General features: G+C 44.6%; 17 protein-coding genes. 6 read left to right on the top strand and 11 right to left on the bottom strand.

Annotation, left to right across the window (positions count from 1 at the left end):
• Positions 1 to 301 precede the first annotated feature (301 nt).
• From SK066_RS05700 to SK066_RS05690, 3 genes are all read right to left on the bottom strand, one after another.
• Positions 302 to 1528 carry a MalY/PatB family protein gene (locus SK066_RS05700; RefSeq protein ID WP_320543976.1) on the bottom strand — a complete coding sequence of 409 codons (1227 nt, stop codon included), beginning with the start codon at positions 1526 to 1528 and terminating at the stop codon, positions 302 to 304.
• Positions 1529 to 2064: 536 nt separating this feature from the next.
• Entirely contained in the window at positions 2065 to 2703 is a 639-nt protein-coding gene (pgmB, locus tag SK066_RS05695) for a beta-phosphoglucomutase (protein ID WP_250344207.1), read from the bottom strand.
• A 301-nt stretch (positions 2704 to 3004) separates the two neighbouring features.
• Entirely contained in the window at positions 3005 to 3847 is an 843-nt protein-coding gene (locus tag SK066_RS05690; protein WP_320543975.1) for an IucA/IucC family C-terminal-domain containing protein, read from the bottom strand.
• A gap of 205 nt (positions 3848 to 4052) precedes the next feature.
• Between SK066_RS05690 and efeO the strand changes: the two genes are divergently transcribed.
• The 6 genes from efeO (at position 4053) to nagA (ending at position 12179) form a co-directional block, all read left to right on the top strand.
• Positions 4053 to 4973, top strand: a complete 921-nt coding sequence (gene efeO / locus SK066_RS05685; protein WP_320543974.1) for an iron uptake system protein EfeO — start codon at positions 4053 to 4055, stop codon at positions 4971 to 4973.
• A 127-nt stretch (positions 4974 to 5100) separates the two neighbouring features.
• Positions 5101 to 6360 carry an iron uptake transporter deferrochelatase/peroxidase subunit gene (gene efeB / locus SK066_RS05680; RefSeq protein WP_320544816.1) on the top strand — a complete coding sequence of 420 codons (1260 nt, stop codon included), beginning with the start codon at positions 5101 to 5103 and terminating at the stop codon, positions 6358 to 6360.
• Positions 6361 to 6560: 200 nt separating this feature from the next.
• Complete coding sequence (locus SK066_RS05675; protein ID WP_320543973.1) at positions 6561 to 8498, top strand: FTR1 family iron permease; 1938 nt, start codon at positions 6561 to 6563, stop codon at positions 8496 to 8498.
• 697 nt (positions 8499 to 9195) lie between these two features.
• Positions 9196 to 10056 carry a MurR/RpiR family transcriptional regulator gene (locus SK066_RS05670; RefSeq protein ID WP_320543972.1) on the top strand — a complete coding sequence of 287 codons (861 nt, stop codon included), beginning with the start codon at positions 9196 to 9198 and terminating at the stop codon, positions 10054 to 10056.
• A gap of 3 nt (positions 10057 to 10059) precedes the next feature.
• Positions 10060 to 10791: a glucosamine-6-phosphate deaminase gene (gene nagB / locus SK066_RS05665; RefSeq protein WP_188777047.1), complete on the top strand. Its 732-nt coding sequence runs from the start codon at positions 10060 to 10062 to the stop codon at positions 10789 to 10791.
• Positions 10788 to 12179, top strand: a complete 1392-nt coding sequence (gene nagA, locus SK066_RS05660; RefSeq protein WP_320543971.1) for an N-acetylglucosamine-6-phosphate deacetylase — start codon at positions 10788 to 10790, stop codon at positions 12177 to 12179. Before nagB ends, nagA begins: the two co-directional genes overlap by 4 nt.
• A 284-nt stretch (positions 12180 to 12463) precedes the next feature.
• On the opposite strand, the gene SK066_RS05655 is transcribed toward nagA, so the two are convergent.
• From SK066_RS05655 to SK066_RS05620, 8 genes are all read right to left on the bottom strand, one after another.
• Positions 12464 to 12916 (bottom strand): CPCC family cysteine-rich protein, encoded by a 453-nt coding sequence (locus SK066_RS05655; RefSeq protein ID WP_320543970.1) that lies wholly within the window; start codon positions 12914 to 12916, stop codon positions 12464 to 12466.
• A gap of 262 nt (positions 12917 to 13178) precedes the next feature.
• Positions 13179 to 13328: a CPCC family cysteine-rich protein gene (locus tag SK066_RS05650; protein WP_320543969.1), complete on the bottom strand. Its 150-nt coding sequence runs from the start codon at positions 13326 to 13328 to the stop codon at positions 13179 to 13181.
• A gap of 63 nt (positions 13329 to 13391) precedes the next feature.
• A complete protein-coding gene (locus SK066_RS05645) occupies positions 13392 to 13787 on the bottom strand; it encodes an Imm7 family immunity protein (protein WP_320543968.1) in 396 nt (131 codons plus the stop codon).
• A gap of 73 nt (positions 13788 to 13860) precedes the next feature.
• Positions 13861 to 14226 carry a dihydroorotate dehydrogenase (quinone) gene (locus SK066_RS05640; protein WP_320543967.1) on the bottom strand — a complete coding sequence of 122 codons (366 nt, stop codon included), beginning with the start codon at positions 14224 to 14226 and terminating at the stop codon, positions 13861 to 13863.
• A 499-nt stretch (positions 14227 to 14725) separates the two neighbouring features.
• Positions 14726 to 14998, bottom strand: a complete 273-nt coding sequence (locus SK066_RS05635; protein WP_320543966.1) for a hypothetical protein — start codon at positions 14996 to 14998, stop codon at positions 14726 to 14728.
• Positions 14999 to 15653: 655 nt separating this feature from the next.
• On the bottom strand, positions 15654 to 16487 hold the full coding sequence (locus SK066_RS05630) for a hypothetical protein (RefSeq protein WP_320543965.1): 834 nt from the start codon (positions 16485 to 16487) through the stop codon (positions 15654 to 15656).
• Between the two features lie 130 nt (positions 16488 to 16617).
• Entirely contained in the window at positions 16618 to 17103 is a 486-nt protein-coding gene (locus tag SK066_RS05625; protein WP_320543964.1) for a hypothetical protein, read from the bottom strand.
• Positions 17104 to 17131: 28 nt separating this feature from the next.
• Complete coding sequence (locus SK066_RS05620) at positions 17132 to 17593, bottom strand: contact-dependent growth inhibition system immunity protein (protein ID WP_320543963.1); 462 nt, start codon at positions 17591 to 17593, stop codon at positions 17132 to 17134.
• Positions 17594 to 17665: the final 72 nt, after the last annotated feature.

Raw genomic sequence — 17665 nt, 5'->3', positions numbered from 1 at the left:
TCTCACACTGGCATGCTTTTTGCTGTTTCCTTACACCTAAGTGCCCTTCATTCTAATATACGAAACGAAGGGCACTTTTTCATGTTTAATAACATTGAATATGAACGTAATATCAAGGTCTTTTACATATACAGAGCAGATTGGAATAGTGAAAATTGAAGAGGTAGCTGCTCAGGGTTCACGGTATCTATCATAGCGTTTAAGCTGGATACGGCTATAATCGCACCATGCTCTATTCGACTATCTTTTCGCCGCTTCTCCAAGCTACCTTTAACGTATCCTTAATCTATCCGCAATCGACTTAATTATTCGACGATGCCTCTACCAGCTCACCATTTTCATGCTGACGACGCTTCGCGATGGCATTATGAATCCGATTCATCGCTTCTTCCAGCAGCTGACGCGAGCAAGCTACATTCATACGCAGGAAGCCTTCTCCCGTTGTGCCAAAGGCACGACCATCGTTGAGTGCTACCTTGGCTTCGTGCAGCATGAAGTGCACCAGATCGGTTTGCTCCATACCGAGACGACCGAAGTCGAGCCAGAGCAGATACGTCGCTTCTGGCATCCACACCTTCACCTCTGGCAAATGCTCCGCAATATACTGCTGAACATATTCCATATTGCTGCGTGTATAGGCAAGACACTGGTCGAGCCATTCTTTGCCGCCATTGTAGGCTGCCTGTGTGGCCACTACACCAAACTGGCTAATATGACCGGTACCGAATTTGTTCACCTGCAAGGCAAAGGCGTTGCGTAGCTCTTCATTCGGAATAATAATATTCGACGTATTCAACCCGGCAATGTTAAATGTTTTACTTGGAGCGGTGCAGATGATGCTACGATTGCGTGCACGCTCGGACAGCATCGCAAACGGAATATGTGGCTCTTCACCGTATACAAGATCACCATGAATCTCATCAGAAACGACAAGAATATCATGCTTCGCGCACAGCTCCTCCAGACGTTCCAGCTCTTCGCGAGTCCATACACGTCCGATCGGATTGTGGGGACTACACAGAATGAACATTTTGATGCTGCGATCCAGCGTACGCTCCAGATGCTCGAAATCCATCGTATAACGTCCAGCCTCATCGCGTTGCAGTGGATTCTCTACCACTTCGCGTCCATGACCTGTAATAACACTATAAAATGGTGGATATACTGGCGTCTGAATCATTACACGGTCGCCCGGCTCGGTAAAGGTATGCACAGCAAAATTAAGCGAAGCGACAACCCCCGGTGTGAACACGACCCAATCCTTTTGAATCTCCCAGCCGTGCTTACTACGCATCCAACTCTGTAAAGCTTCGTAGTAGGCATCCGATTGGAAAGAATAGCCGATTACGCCATGTTCGGCGCTTTGCTTGAGTGCATCCTGTACCGGCTGAGGTACAGCAAAGTCCATATCCGCTACCCACAGTGGCAAAGCCTCTTCCGTGCCAAATAGATGCTGTAGCTTATCCCATTTCTCCGAGTTCGTGCCTGTCCGCTGTGGCGGATGATCAAATTGTTCTGTATAGTCCATTGTGTTGCCTCCACTTCTGTGCGCAGGTGACGTTGATTGGATAGTCTACTGCCCTACGCATCGTTATATCGTTTGTTTTGGTGCATTTCATCGTTATGCAGTGAGATTTCATCTGGCAAGCGATAGGTTGAGTAGGTCGAAGTCTAAGCTGAATACGATACTGCTTAATCCCAAAATGAAATCAAGAATATATCCATCATAACATGTTTGCCAGAGGGGGCAAGTGGCTTAATTCCGGTAGGAATAGTCAATTGCGCGGAGATATTCTTTTGTAGGAGCGATTATGTTTTAGACTGATATAGCGGATATAGCGGAAAATGATTCTAGTGAAATAACACCGCTCCAGCAAGGAATAAAGCAACGGACTCAGAGGGTGCGCGACGAATCGACGTAAAGGGGACAAATCATAGATTTTTAACGCTCCAAAAAGGACACGACAAAAAAGCCCTTCTCCATCGTATGGAATCAGTCCCATAGGTGACAGAAGGGCTTTATAAAGAATAGTCTGCATAGAATACGCAACAGCTAAAATTACCTTAGATCAAATCCAGAATCTCATCCACGCGCTCCAGACGATAGTCTGCATCCTGTGAATGCAGACCCGCATCGCCAACAGCGGCTACGTTCATACCACCTGCGATAGCGGCTTGAACGCCGGCTTCGGCATCTTCGACAACGAGGCATTCTTCGGGCTTAATGTCCAGTCTCGATGCGGCTAGCAGGAATACCTCAGGATCTGGCTTGCTGTGAGTAATATCGTTGCCATCGGCAATCGCGTCGAAGGCGTCCGCCAATCCGATTTGTTTTAAAATGGTAGGTGTATTTTTACTGGAGGAGCCGATAGCGATTTTGACTTTACGTCGTTTCAGCTCGTCGATCGTATCTTTGGCACCCGGAAGCAGATCATCCGGGGTCAGGTTGACGAGTGATTTCTTGTAATACTCATTTTTGCGCTCGGCGAGCTCCTGCTTTTCCTCCGGGCTGTACTCGCGCTCGGCACGCTCCAGAATGATATTCAGACTTTCCATACGGCTAACACCGCGTAGTCGATTGTTAATCGTGTGGTTAAAAGGAATGCCTTCTTCATCGCTAATCTTTTTCCATGCCTCATAGTGAAACTCATCTGTCGATACAATAACGCCATCCAGATCGAAAATTACTGCTTTGATTGCCATCATTGCTTCCTCCTCTGTATCGGTTATCACGAAAGTGACCACTCGTTCCTTGAGCCGCATCGCTGCGGATCGGGGCATCACCTGCATCAGGCAAACCGGAAGTCTCTCAGCTATTTATAAACCGAAACGGCAGCCTCTGCATCCGGTAATTTGAAAAAGTCCTGTCTATTTTTGCAGATTTACGGATGTACAAGCGCTTAGCTATGCTATCTCAAGCCCTATCATAGGACGTGAAAATACACTCCATCCTGCCTTTCTCGCACCTCGACCCTAAGTGGGCAAACGCTTGGAAGCTATACGCCTATGCTTCACGCTTGGGGCAGACAGAGCAATATCCAGCATCCTCACCAGATAAATAATACAGACAGCAGGTTTTGCGAATCCGCTTGGGCTGATCCGAGCCTGCGGATAGACGCTTCGGTGTGTTGAAACGCGCCAGTGGATTCCATTTTTCACCGAATAGTGAAGCAGGTGCTTCTTGAGTCAAATAAGCAAAATCAGCTTCGATTCGCTCGCGATACGCATCATGACTCGGATCAGCAAGCAATGTCTCATACACATAATAGACATAGATCGCCGCATTTTCCCATAGAATAGCACGCGATACTCCTGCCGCTCGCGCCAGACTGCTCCATACTGGCTGCAAATGTCCAGCAAAAATCGTCGCCAGATACTGCTCTCGTCGGCGCTGAGCGGCATCAGCATCTACACATCCACAGTCCTGCTCGGACAGCACTTGCCCAGCTTCTGGCTCCAAGTGTAGCGCCATCGGCTCAGGCTTGTCCAGTCTCACATGCGGCAACCAGATATCGCCTTTAAAATGGGATTCCAATGTACAGTGCTCTGGCGTCACATCGATCCCTTTACCAAATACCGTCATTGCATATAGCGCAGGTGCTACGATCATATAGCTGTAGCGCTTTGCCAGCATGGAGGTGATAAATGGTAGGTCTTCACTTTCATAAATATCTCCTAGTTGCTGCACATAACGCAGTGCTCCTTCTTCATCTAATAGCTGCGCTACAGACACACTATGCTGCGGATCGTCCGATGGTGTAGTCGTCAAGCGTAGCTGTTCTGTTAACACCTTCCACTGCTCTGCTGTCCAGCCAGCAGGCAGCGATTGATAATGCTGATCATTCATAGAATACTCCTCCCTCATTCCCTGCAAACGCATACTTGTGAGCAAGTATAGCGGCTATCCATTCAACTGTCTAATTTGCAGGCTCATATGAACAGCATGATACAGTCTCTTTTTACATAAAATAATGATTGACGCCGTGCAGGTTCGCCCGTATTATATATACATTATTGAGAACGATTATCATTATTAAGGAGTGTCTCTATTCATGAAAGCACGCTACACTTTACCTGCAACAATCTTGCTATCCTCCGTTCTGTTCGCTGCATGCGGTAACCAGCAGCCAGCAGCAACAGCTACCAGTGGAGCAGCAACTTCAGAAGCAACCGCTTCTGACTCCTCTACCGCTTCAACCAATGACACGACATCATCGAACGAGGCTGCTTCTACCACGACAAAAGCGGATTTCTCCGCCGAGGTGGAACAGTATCGTACGTATGCGATATCTGAAATTGATGCCTTTGTTACGCAGACAGAGAAGTTCACGGATGCGGTCAAAGCAGGCAAGCTCGATGAAGCGAAAAAGCTATATGCACCTGCACGGATGCATTATGAGCGCATCGAACCGATCGCCGAAGCGCTGGGTACACTCGACCCGGATATCGATGCACGTCAGGGCGATGTAGCCGAGGCCGATTGGCGCGGTTTCCACCGGATCGAGCAAGGTCTGTGGGAAAAGAAATCGACAGACGGAATGGGCGAATATGCAGATCGTCTGCTACAGGATGCCAAGCTGCTGCGTGCTAAGGTCGAAACGGTGGATATTGATGCCAGCCTGCTCGTTACGGGTGCAGTTGAGTTGCTGAATGAAGTATCCTCCTCCAAGGTGACAGGTGAAGAAGAGCGTTATTCTCACACTGATCTATATGACTTTGTAGCCAACGTGGAAGGCGCTCAGAAAATCTATGAAATTTTGAAGCCAAGTCTGGCAGCTAAAGATCCATCACTGGAAAAGCAAATCGGCGAGAAATTCGATGCGCTGAACAAGGAACTGGCTCCATTTGCAACCAAGGATGGCGGATACGTAACGTATGACAAGCTGTCCAAAGAGGATGTGCGCACACTGAGTCAGAACCTCGATGCGCTCGCCGAGCCGCTGTCGCAAATGGGAACCATTCTGGGAGTGTGAGACGATGAGCAAGGATAAATTAACTCCACCTTCTTCAGAGCAAACGCCAGCAGAACAGCTTCCTACAGAGACATCTCATTCCGAGCCATCTCCATCTGTATTTACAAAACCTGTAAGCCGTCGCGATATGCTGCGGCTTGCTGGTGCGTCTGGCGTTGGATTACTGCTGGGCGGTACAGGTGCATTCGGTCTGATGGCAGCGACAGGAGCTTCGTTACAGCCTGCGTATGACAAGCCAGGGAGCGATGCGAACGTAACGACTGGCGCTGAAGGCTCTGCGAACGATCGATATGACTTTTATGGCGAACATCAGGCTGGCATTGTGACACCGAACCAGAACTTTATGTGCTTCGCTTCCTTTGATGTGACCGCTACAGATGCTAGTAGTCTGAAACGTATGCTACAGGCATGGACAGTAGCGGCGGCAACTCTTACCTCGGGACAATTGCTGGATGGACAAAATGAAAATACACATTTGCCACCTGCCGATACGGGTGAAGCAGCAGGCTTATCGCCTTCGCGCATGACAATCACCTTTGGTGCAGGCCCGAGCTTGTTTGACAGTCGCTTTGGACTGGCGGATAAACGCCCGGCTGGCTTTACCGATCTGCCTCCATTCAACGGCGACAATCTACAGCCCGAATGGTGCGGTGGTGATCTAGCTGTACAGGTCTGTGCAGACGATATGCAGGTCGCTTTTCATGCGATGCGTAATCTGATTCGCATTGCTCGTGGAACGGCAGTGCTGCGCTGGAGTCAGGAAGGCTTCCAGCGTAGTACTGCCGCTGATCCGAACAATGCGACACCGCGCAATCTGATGGGCTTCAAGGATGGCACAGCCAATCCGAGCGTCAAGGATGCCGCGATGATGAATGAAGTCGTCTGGGTACAGCCTCAGGATGGAGCGGGCTGGATGACCGGCGGTAGCTATATGGCAGTACGCCGCATTCGGATGCGGATCGAGGTATGGGATCGCTCCAGTCTGGGCGATCAGGAAAATACGTTTGGACGTTATCGGGTGAGTGGTGCGCCGCTTGGATCACAGCATGAATTTGACCGTGGTGATATGGAAGCAAAGGACGCATCAGGCAAGCCCGTCATTCCGATGAATGCGCATATGCGGGTCGCTCGTGGCGATGGCAAAATGCAAATTTTACGCCGTCCGTATTCGTATTCCAGCGGCATGGATAAGGTGACGGGACAACTGGATGCTGGACTCTTTTTCATCAGCTATCAGCGTAGTCTGCAAAATCAGTTCATCCCGATGCAAAAACGTCTTGCTGAGATGGATGCATTAAATGAATACACCCAACATATTGGAAGTGCTGTATTCGCCTGCTTCCCTGGTGTGCGTCAGGGTGGATATATTGGAGATACGCTGCTGTAAGTTCGACCGTTAATCGTTATTTGGGGATACAGCGTTTATCCTGTTTTGAGCCATTCTGCTATATCAGGAGAAACAGTGTTCTGTATAGGATAACGCAAGTATGACATGCGTTAGGTTACTTTCAGAAGGAATTGCGTAGCTTCGGTGTAGCCGGTATGTGAATGAATGCTATTTATTGAGTGAAATGAGGAATGCGGGTCATGTGGAACCATCTCCTGAATATACGTACAGTATGCCGCACGGTTAGTGTGGTCGTTATGGGCGGCACATTGCTGCTAGGTGGATTAGGCTCATATGGAGGTACGGCAGCTGATCGAGGGAGCGATTCATCCGCTAACAAGGGGACTGTAGCTGCTAGCTCCTCCTCGATGCCTTGGTCGACTGCCATCGCATCTGCTGCTGCTCAGCCGGATGTGAACCAGCTACTAACGATTGTAGGTAGCGCACTGGTCGATGCTGGTCAAAAGAAATGGTCGGATGCGAATGCAGAGCTGAATCAATTCGCCAGCGGCTGGTCACAGCTTGATACCTCTGCGTTGCCACAGCAGGCAGCCGATGTGAATGCAGCACTGGCGAGTGCACAGCAAGCGCTCCAGACCGCTGAATCACAGCCTGATGCAGTAACGAGTGCACTCGGCAAGCTGGCGCGTGCAGTCAATACGTATGCAGAGGCACAGCAAAAGGGTACTGGCACGTCAGCTTCATCCAGTGCGAGTACGGAGGGCGCTCCCTCTGCGGAAGGTCAAAAGGCAGTCCAAACCATCTTGCCCCTTGCTCAGACTACCCTGCAAAAGATCAATGCAGCAGATTGGGCAGGTGCTCAGAGCAGCTATAAACAGATCGTTGCCGCATGGCCAAATGTTGAAAATGCGATTCGTGCAGATAATTTCACCGTGTACAGCCAGCTCGAAACGACGATGAGTATGATCCGAGTTGCTTTACAGGCAGAGCCACCGCGTGCAGATCAGGCCAAGCAGCAAACGCAAAAGCTGATCGATCTGTTCCATGAATATACGTCCGGGCAAATCGCTAATAGCGCCCCTGCGCAGGGCAATGTGCATTTGAGCGATGCGGTTTCGTTGCTCCAGCAGACACAGTCCTCGATCGGACAACAGCAAGCCGAGCAGGCAAGCACGCAAATGCAGCAATTCATCACCATGTGGCCACTGGTAGAGGGCGAAGTGCAAATTTCCTCCTCCTCTACCTATACAGCTGTAGAAAATGAAATGGCGGAAGCGCAGGGCTATCTAGTATCTACGCCGCCGAATTGGAATGCAGCCAGTACAACGGTACAGACGATGCTGGATCAGCTGACACCGATCACTGCTAAAACGTCGTATACCTTCTGGGATGCGGCTGTTATTTTGCTCCGTGAAGGTCTGGAAGCAATTCTCGTGCTGGCTGCACTGCTCGCTTATGCGAAGCGCAGTGGTAGCCGTCAGGCAGGTGCGTGGATCTGGGGCGGTGCGTTTGCAGGTCTGGCACTGAGCGGTATGATCGCTTCCATTTTTGTATATGCTTTTGCGCAGATGGCGACAAGCGGCAGTACACGCGAATTGATCGAGGGTATTACGGGACTCGTCGCTGTCGTGCTTATGCTCAGTGTCGGGAACTGGCTACATCAGAAGGCTAATTTGCAAAATTGGAATCAATATATTGAAGGTCAGATTAGTGGTGCACTGGCACGCGGTAGTTTATTTTCACTGGCTGCGGTGTCGGGGTTAGCGATTTTGCGTGAAGGTGCGGAGACAGCGATCTTCTACGTGGGGATGGCGCCAGCGATTGCGTTATCTCAGCTTCTGCTGGGGATCGGTCTGGCACTCGTCATTCTGATCGTGATCGCGGTACTCATTATCCGGTTCAGTGTGAAGCTGCCGGTGCGTCCGTTCTTCCTGACAGCGACCGTGCTGATCTATTATCTCGTCTTCCGTTTCCTCGGCGAAAGTATTCATGCGCTTCAGGTGTCTGCTTATCTGCCAGCGCATACGATTTCGGGAATGCCATCGGTAAGCTGGCTCGGCGTCTATCCGACCTGGGAGACACTGATTCCACAGATGATTGTACTTGTCTTTTTACTGTGGAGACTGGTGTTACCGCAGTATCAAAGCAAGCGTAAAGCAACGGCTTCATCACGATAAGATTAAGGCACTCTGCGATGGCAGGGTGTCTTTTTGTGTGTCGGTATAGTGTGTGTATACTGGTCGTTTTATCTGCGTGTAGGTGGACAGTGACCGGGTTGTGAATGAGGAATGATGTGATTGGAGGATGAATACAGTGATGTATTTCGATGTATGACATGATCACCAGATGAACTGATGAACTGATGAACTGATGAACTGATGAACTGATGAACTGATGAACTGATGAATGATACTCGGTATTGAACATGATGTCTATTTTGTTTTGTGATGAGTAGATGGTTATCTTATGGATTTTACACCATCATACCTGGCTTGTTGGCTTCACCATCAATACATTTGTTAAACTCCTTTACAAAATTTTCGCTTTTTGTCGAAATGCTATTGCAATTACATACACCGTGAATTAGTATATTCTCAAGAAAAAAATTTTCTTTCATTTGAAAGAAGAAAAGGTTTATTTCCGCTTCTCTATTCCTTTGTAAATATGCGGTAAAGTAGCCTATTAATTATTTTATCTCCTTTAAATTCTGCAATAGCGAGATGTTTATTATCGAGTATTCTCATAAACAATCGATATAATTATGAAATTAATTTTCATTGTTATTCGCTTTAATTTTCATACTTATTCGCTCTATATTGTTAATTGTTATAGATCATCATGACTCTCAGTCGAACTCGAAAGGAGTGAATATCATTGTCCCCGATTCTTCATGTGCTGGAGCAAGGACTTGGTAAGCTATCTCCACAGGAACGCAGACTTGCTAATTATATTTTACAGCAGCCCTCCTCCATTAGCCGAATGGGAATTACACAGTTAGCTACACAATGCGGAATTAGCCCGGCTACGGTCACACGCTTTTGCAAAACTTTTCATTTTGAAGGTTTTCCTGATTTTAAAATGAAGCTGGCAGCCGAGCTTGCCCAGCAATCGATTCCCGGCTCGTATCAGGATATTATCGCGGGTAATCCACTGTCAGAGATCGTGAAGGCGATTGAATCGAATCATGTGAGCTCAATCAACGACACGACCCGGCTACTGAGTCTGCCACGCTTAGAGCAAGCGATCGGTTACTTGATCCGCGCGCGCCGCATCGATCTGTACGGCATCGCCACGTCCTCGATTGTGGCGCAGGACTTCTACCAGAAGCTGATTCGCATCGGCAAAAATTGCACCGCCTTTGCCGACTCTCATATGCAGATCACCTCCGCCTCCACTCTATCGTCAGAGGATGTCGCCATCGCCATCTCCTATTCAGGTGAAACGAAGGAAACGATCGATGCGCTTACCTGTGCAAAGGAAAATGGCGCTACAACGCTATCGCTCACCCAGTACAGCTCCAATCCGCTGGCAGATATCGCGGATATCGCCCTCTTTTCCTCATCGCTTGAAAAAGGGATTCGCCGCGGCGATATGGCATCTCGCATCGCTCAGCTTCATATTATCGATATTTTATTCACTGGTATGATCAGCGCTCAGTTCAATGATTCTGTCAAAAAGCTGGAGCTGTCTTATAAAAATGTGCGGCGTTACCGCAAAGACTCAGGAGGGTTATGATTCATGGTTAATTTGGTCAAGGTAGGAAATGAGAAAGATTTTGGCAAGGTTGCCGCGTACATTGTGTCCAGTCTGGTGCAGACCTCTCCACGCTGTGTGCTCGGACTCGCCACAGGCGGAACACCGGTCGGTTTGTATAAAGAACTGATCGAGATTTACAATCAGGGCGTGATCACCTTTGAAAAGGTAAAAACGTACAATCTGGATGAATATGTTGGATTGCCAAGCGATCATCCGGCTTCGTATCGCACCTTTATGAATCAGCATCTGTTTAACCATATCGACATTTTGCCAGAAAATACACATGTACCAAACGGACAGGCCGACGATCTCGATCAGGAGTGCAAGCGATATGATGAAATGCTGTCTGAGGCCGTAATCGACTTGCAGGTACTTGGCATCGGGCATAACGGACATATCGGCTTTAACGAGCCCGACGATCAGCTCACACCGGGCACTCATGTTGTGGAGCTGTTGCCACAGACTCGCGAAGCGAATGCACGCTATTTTAACTCCATCGACGAAGTACCACAGCGCGCGATCACAATGGGCGTGGGTACGATTATGAAGGCGCGCCAGATTCTGCTTATGGTACGCGGCGCAGACAAAGCAGAGATCATTCATCGTGCACTAACCGGCCCGATCACCACGCTCTGCCCTGCATCGCTGCTACAATTGCATCCAAACGTAACCGTGCTGATGGACGCGGAGGCTGGGAGGTTATTTCAGCAATGACACATCCAACAGAAGGTACACCTACGTCATTTCGCATTGTGAATGGACGCATCGTGACACCAGAAGGAATCGTAGAGCAAGGTACATTAATTGTAGAGCATGGCGTGATTCAGTATATCGGTTCGGATCATGGCGCTGTTGTTGCTCATACTGGCAATTGGACTGTTCATTCCATGGACAATGAAAAAGCTGGCGATTCTGCTACTATTTCTGCCGATAATGACGATGCTAGCCACTCCAGTCTCGAATACGACAATGCAGCTCATGCAACTATTGCGAATAAGCCAAATCCAGCGTCCTCCACAGGGAACGCCGTCCAGCCTGCCTTTCGCCAGAATATTGTACAATACGATGCCAGAGGTGGACTCGTCCTGCCCGGCTTTATCGACATCCATGTGCATGGCGGGATGGGACAGGACTTTATGGATGCAAGCACTGAGGTACTGGATACGATCACTCGTTTTCATGCGAGTCAGGGAACTACGTCCATTCTTGCTACGACGATGACTGCACCGCGTGTGGCTATCGATCATGTGCTGGAGCAGGTACATGCCTATATGGAGAAAGGCGACATGCCTGGCGCACAGGTCGTCGGTGTGCATCTGGAAGGCCCATTTATCAGCCCGAAATGGCCTGGCGCGCAAAATCCGGGACATATTGTGCTACCCAATGTGCAATGGCTGGAAGAATGGCATGCTGCTTATCCGGGGCTAATCAAGCAGCTCACACTGGCACCGGAACGTGAAGGTGCACTGGAAGTCATTCGCTGGCTGCGTGCGCATGATATTACCGCTGCGGCTGGTCATACAGATGCGACCTATGAACAGATCATGGAAGCGGTCGAAGCGGGACTGAACCATGCGGTGCATACATTTAATGCGATGACCCCGCTGCATCATCGGAAGCCGGGAACGGCTGGTGCAGTGCTGGGTACGCCTGCAATCTGTGCAGAGATTATTGCGGATGGTATTCATGTGCATCCTGCCGCGGTTGCGCTGCTTGCGCAGCTCAAGCAGCAGCATAACCTGATTCTGATCACGGATGCAATGTCCGCTGCTGGACTGGGGGATGGGGATTATATGCTGGGCGATCAGCCGGTGAAGGTCATCAACGGTGTAGCCACATTGCCAGAGGATAGCGGTACACTGGCAGGTAGTAGATTGACGATGATTGAAGGGTTCCGCTTCTTGATCGAGAAGGCTGGATTGTCGGTACAACGTGCTTCGGAAGCTGCCAGCGGCAATCCGGCGCGTCAGCTTGGATTGTATGAGCGGACTGGGAGCTTGGAGGTTGGGAAGCAGGCGGATGTGCTGGTGTTGGATGGGGATATGGGGTTGAAGGAAATTTTTGTTAGAGGGGTAAGGTTGGAAGGCTTTACTGCCTCATAATCAGCTTAGATGGATACGGTATGTAACAGCTACAGCTTTTGCTATATTTATACTTTAATTAAAATGCCCTTTGAAAGATTTTAAGTCTTTCAAGGGGCATTTTAATGAGTCATTATATTTTCTGGTACATACTGGTTAAAGACAACTGCTTTAATGAAACTGCGGAGATCGTCTTAATACGAAGTAAGTTCTTCACAATTTTCGCAACCAGTAAGTTACTGTTATGGTTTTTCTGGATAATAGTTTAGCACAACATCAATACAGCACTTATGCAACAATAAAGACTACTCATTGCTTTTCGCTTTTATCCACTTATTCGTATGATATCTATTAGGGTTGCTAGCCATTTCGTTTCGATAATCTATCATACTTCCTTTATTAATAGATCTGTAAGCATATGGATCTATAGTTCCATCATCTTCCCATGTGCAATAAGGGCAAATATCATAGCCTGTTCCAGCGTCTTTATTATAACGCTCGGTTAATGTTTTGAAGCCACAGCAAGGACATGGAAATAAATTCTCTACTTCACCAATAACTTCAACTTTGCGTCCCGTCATAGTATAAATAACTTCTGACAGAAATCCGTTGCTAACACCTTTAAAAACGTCTTTATCCATTCCCAAATTCACTTCTGGCAAGTCTTCAATATGCGTTAATATATTCATTTCTTTCTCAATCAGATTACGCAATGAGCTTATAAATTGCACAGCATGTTCTCTGGATATATTGTTCATACCATAGCTCCGTTCCTCATCAACGAATTTTATTTTTTATTATATTAATATAGCTGCGATACGTCCTTTTCTGTTCATCACACATCCAAATATTTGCTGAATGGATTAATTGATTCTGTTCAATATGGTGAATCATTTTATTCAATTTATCCTGATATATTGACAATAAATCTGAACGAACAGATGATAATTTTTCTATTAATTCGATGGAATCCATATCAGCATAGAATGGTGGGCCGTGCTGTTCTATTAATCATATACACTACTCCAAGTTATTTTCTGGCAGTTCTTCTTCTAAAGGTTCTCTCACTAAATGTTTGTGCTGTGGTTTGCTTACGCCAAATTGTTTATAGTTCTCAATGGCTTGATTCAATGAAATTTTGTTTGCTCCTATGTTTCTATCCGGTTTCATGTGAGCTAACAGATCAAATTGCCAAAAACACACATCGCAAATATCTACAATTACTTCGTCCTCCTATTCATCTTCAACGACTGGGACAAATGGTGATAAAAATATATCTTCTTTTTGTGTTATCTTTCCACGAGCAAGAACGAATACTTTGAATCTATTGTCATACCCTTCTGTATCTTCATCATCAAAAGTATATAGCAATCCATATGAACCAGGAGCTTGATCTGCAATAAATTGATATAGCTCCATGATCTCAGTTGCTTCGGCAGTTTTCCGATTTAAAAATCCGCCCAGACTAAGGTAATAATTACCGTTAGCAGGATATAGCTTTAAAAGACCATTACTCCAATTTAAGTTAGAAATAAAATGTTGTATATTTTCAACGATTATATTCAAATGGTCTTCATCAATTTCATTAACTGTTTCGCGAATAGCAGCCCATCCATGGAATTCATACATTGATATCACCTATTTCATATGTAATGATTGCATCAAACATAAATGATTGATCAACCTGTTTATAATTTAAAATCTAACTATATTCAATCCAAACGTTCTGATTCATTATTTTTGCCTGATGAAGTAGTTCACACAGGTTATGATAGACGAGCAATGCAGTATGATCCAATTTAGCGTTGTCTGCATGTTGAATATTGTGTAATGCCTCATCTAGATCAGGTATTTTCCACGGACTCTCTTCAACCCATCCAGTGTCTGTGTGATAGTACCGAGAAAGCCCATTCCACCCATTTGGGGTCGGCTCTATAGCCACCATGATAGCATCAAAATGCCCTATCCAGACTTTAAGCTGAACATGTTTGTCTTCTGCATTTTCAAAATAGAATATGATTTCCGGCTCACCTTCGTAACCTGTATAGAAGTCTATTATTTTATCCATGAGAACACCTTCTTGTCTTACGGAGTAAATGACCTTTTTGCACCACTAGTATATCTTTGTGATGTAGCTATCTTCCTTTAGATAATATTCTAATTGAGAGTAGGGATAACGTATTTTTAGTCGACTGTTGCATTTTGGAACCAGTCCTACTTGATAACGACGTATGCCTTTTCCATCTTCAACAAAGGCTTATTCACCAAGATGCTTTTTGACTGCGGATCGAACTTCAAACGGGATATCGTCAACAATGGATTCCGTTAATTGAAGTCTAATGAGATTTGCACCAAATTCATGTACTTTGTAACATGGAGCTGATAGCAATCGATCTCGCCCGAATAGTTCAATATACGGCTTTCCAAATAATGAAATCCATTTCAGTTCAGGATAGCTAACCCTTAAATCAATAAGTTCATTTTTCTTACTATGATTGTGTTCAATACCAATTGCACCATAGACGGGTATACAGGCAATTAAAGTTTAACTATCAGCTGTCCGCCGATTATAATAACGAGTTAGTTATTTCGTTACGTATATTAGAAATTAATTCATCTTCCTCCATTGTTATATGATATAAATCTCCATCTTCAAAAAGATTCTTGTTAGCTTCATCATAACTATCGGCATATTCAATAACATATGACTTTAACATATGAATAAAAGTCAGCTTTAGATACTTTCCTTCACGTTCATACACAACAGAATCATTGATTATTTCTCGTTTGAAATTTAGCTCCTCAAATAGCAAAATAATTTTATTTTCAATTGTATCCATGCTTCACCTCGATTTTTATTCCAATCAATTTCCGTCCATATCAAATCTCTGCGTTCCTGTATTGTCTGAATATATTTTATAGTATGATAGCTCCCCATAATAACTAATTTTCAGATACAATTCTGTCATCACCTCAATTAATCCCCATCTTTTTCAAAAAATACTCCTGCGAAGAAACCCCAAAGGAAAAACCCTTCGGGGTAAATCGAGCAAGTATCATCAATTGCAGATTCATAATCTGAACTTACAGACTTCACATCATAATATTGCATAAATGAAGAGAAATAATTTATTAATTTTAAATGTTTTTCTTTGTTAAGAACACTGTCTTCAAGTCAAACATCCCATCCATATGTAATACTTACTTAGGCTACTCTTCCTTAATCCTGTTTGTACAATTAAGTAATGAGGGATATAAACCAAAACTAACATGCATTAAATTGACATAGGCATTACAAATTGGAGAAGAATAATAAGCTTTGAGATTAGGTATAGTTCGTCTGGTAACAAACAATCCAAAACTTTCAACATCCTCATTATTCTTTTCATATTTGGTTACTGCTGAATGAGTATCATCGTTACCTGCAATAAAATCAATTGGATAGGAAAGTCTTTTTAAAATTTCTTCAGCGGTATGAAGCAACTGAAGGCAAACCTATCTTTTTCGTTTAAGAATCTGTGGCTCTACTATCGGTTTGGATGGATCAAATAGAACCTCAGAAAAATCAAATTGGGGAACCAAACCTACTTGATGACGACGTATGCCTTTTCCCTCTTCAACAAAGGCTTCTTCACCAAGATGCTTTTTGACTGCGGATCGAACTTCAAACGGGATATCATCAACAATAGATTCCGTTAATTGAAGCCCAATGAGATTTGCACCAAATTCATGTACTTTGTAACATGGAGCCGATAGCAATTGATCTCGCCCGAATAATTCAATATACGGCTTTCCAAATAATGAAATCCATTTCAGTTCTGGATATCTGACTCTTAAATCAATAGGATCATTTTTCTTACTATGATTGTGTTCAATACCAATTGCACCATAGACGGATTCCACTTCATTCATAAAATTCTCACAGACCAACATAACTTGATCAAACAGTTCTTGTTCTATTATCTCTTCTGCATGCCATCTGATGGACAAAAGATTAAAGTTAACCTGCTGATTTTTTATCCATGATGCAAAATAAGAAATTGTACATTTCTTCTTCCGTCTAGCCTTCTTCCCTCTAGCAATAAAATGGCCAGAAGCATAATTTTGATCATGCGACCGCTCATTCATCTCGGTGTTCATCCAAGTATCGACCATTTCATCTATATTTTCTATATTAAATAGTTCCTTCAATGGTGTAACAGAATCATAAAGTGTAGGTATAAAATATGGATGTTGATTCATCATACTAATTATTTTTTTAGCGAATTGCCGATCCTGAAAGTTCCTTGTTGATAACAAAAACATGTTAATAGAGGATTCCGTTTCCATCGATCTCACCTCAACTTGAAGTATCCATCAAATTTCTTATTAAAAGTGATATTTTTTCATTTTATGAAAAGACATCATGGCAATTAGGATTTGAATGCATGCTAGCCGCTAGTTACCAGGTAAATGAGAATTATAAGTTATTCACAAGGTCTTTCATTTGAGTCATACCTTCTTTAAGCTCAATCAAGCAAGTATCATCATCAGTTGCAGGTTCATAACCAAATCTCACAGACTTTAACTCATAACGCTTCATGAATGACGAGAAATATTCTATTAACTGCAAACCTTTTTCTTTGTTAAAAATCTTGTCTTCAATTAATTCTGATTCTGGAAAGCTAATGTCAATCGTACCTGACTCTCCATCAAATGAGAATAAAATGAATACTTCTTCCATGATCATGCCCAAACAAATTTCTTTTACGACAATTGTACCTGTTCCTTGTTTTGCGAAGAAATTAGAGAAGCTAGTTATTTCATGAAATTCTATATCTATTTCTTTATCCGTGTCGTAGAAGTGCGAAGATTTAATATGATCAGGTTTAAGTTTAAACTCATGAAAAAGTAATTCATCTAAATATTTCGTTTTGAAGTCAAATACAATTTCAAGAAATTCCATCCCTATTCCTCCTACAAATGATAAAGCTTTAGATCTGTTTCATGACTTCTTCTAATTTGGATATCATTGTTTCCAAATCCCTAAAATAATCCTGCTTTTCTTCTTCTAGTTCCCATTCAAAATGAATAAGCAAAGGATGGTTTTTAAGATTTTTGAGAAACGCATATGATTCTTTAGTGAATATTACATTTTGAATCCAAAATGTACGTTTTATAGAGTTGAATGAGTTCATCAACTCACCCACATAAATTCCCCCAGCTGTGGGCGATTGATTTAACCTTTGGATTGCCTCTGGGATAGCAAATTCTAAGATAAGATTTTGCCTAATTAATTTGGCTATATTTCCATCATCCAGATCTACGAGTCTTATATCTTGAATTCTTGCATACCAAACAGATAGGGGAGCAATGTCGTCTGAAACAACCTCGGCAATGTCTCCTTGTAGTTGTCTTAGTTTTCTAACAGTTAGATTGTTTTTAGCATAGTCCAATGATTTGCCTCCTACTTTGCATTCTTCTCCTATAACGACTATTCATACAGCGTATCCAAATTCGTTGTACTA

The organism is Paenibacillus hunanensis, assembly GCF_034055775.1.
Taxonomy (GTDB): domain Bacteria; phylum Bacillota; class Bacilli; order Paenibacillales; family Paenibacillaceae; genus Saccharibacillus; species Saccharibacillus hunanensis.
Note: the sequence above shows the minus strand (reverse complement) of the source record. Positions and strands in the feature narration are given on the sequence as shown.

What these genes read in the sequence shown, in the direction of transcription:
- SK066_RS05700 (WP_320543976.1), bottom strand. Translation starts at nt 1,528, where the DNA reads ATGGACTATACAGAACAATTTGATCATCCGCCACAGCGGACAGGCACG.
- pgmB (WP_250344207.1), bottom strand. Translation starts at nt 2,703, where the DNA reads ATGGCAATCAAAGCAGTAATTTTCGATCTGGATGGCGTTATTGTATCG.
- SK066_RS05690 (WP_320543975.1), bottom strand. Translation starts at nt 3,847, where the DNA reads ATGAATGATCAGCATTATCAATCGCTGCCTGCTGGCTGGACAGCAGAG.
- efeO (WP_320543974.1), top strand. Translation starts at nt 4,053, where the DNA reads ATGAAAGCACGCTACACTTTACCTGCAACAATCTTGCTATCCTCCGTT.
- efeB (WP_320544816.1), top strand. Translation starts at nt 5,101, where the DNA reads ATGCTGCGGCTTGCTGGTGCGTCTGGCGTTGGATTACTGCTGGGCGGT.
- SK066_RS05675 (WP_320543973.1), top strand. Translation starts at nt 6,561, where the DNA reads ATGTGGAACCATCTCCTGAATATACGTACAGTATGCCGCACGGTTAGT.
- nagB (WP_188777047.1), top strand. Translation starts at nt 10,060, where the DNA reads ATGGTTAATTTGGTCAAGGTAGGAAATGAGAAAGATTTTGGCAAGGTT.
- nagA (WP_320543971.1), top strand. Translation starts at nt 10,788, where the DNA reads ATGACACATCCAACAGAAGGTACACCTACGTCATTTCGCATTGTGAAT.
- SK066_RS05655 (WP_320543970.1), bottom strand. Translation starts at nt 12,916, where the DNA reads ATGAACAATATATCCAGAGAACATGCTGTGCAATTTATAAGCTCATTG.
- SK066_RS05650 (WP_320543969.1), bottom strand. Translation starts at nt 13,328, where the DNA reads ATGAAACCGGATAGAAACATAGGAGCAAACAAAATTTCATTGAATCAA.
- SK066_RS05645 (WP_320543968.1), bottom strand. Translation starts at nt 13,787, where the DNA reads ATGTATGAATTCCATGGATGGGCTGCTATTCGCGAAACAGTTAATGAA.
- SK066_RS05640 (WP_320543967.1), bottom strand. Translation starts at nt 14,226, where the DNA reads ATGGATAAAATAATAGACTTCTATACAGGTTACGAAGGTGAGCCGGAA.
- SK066_RS05635 (WP_320543966.1), bottom strand. Translation starts at nt 14,998, where the DNA reads ATGGATACAATTGAAAATAAAATTATTTTGCTATTTGAGGAGCTAAAT.
- SK066_RS05630 (WP_320543965.1), bottom strand. Translation starts at nt 16,487, where the DNA reads ATGGAAACGGAATCCTCTATTAACATGTTTTTGTTATCAACAAGGAAC.
- SK066_RS05625 (WP_320543964.1), bottom strand. Translation starts at nt 17,103, where the DNA reads ATGGAATTTCTTGAAATTGTATTTGACTTCAAAACGAAATATTTAGAT.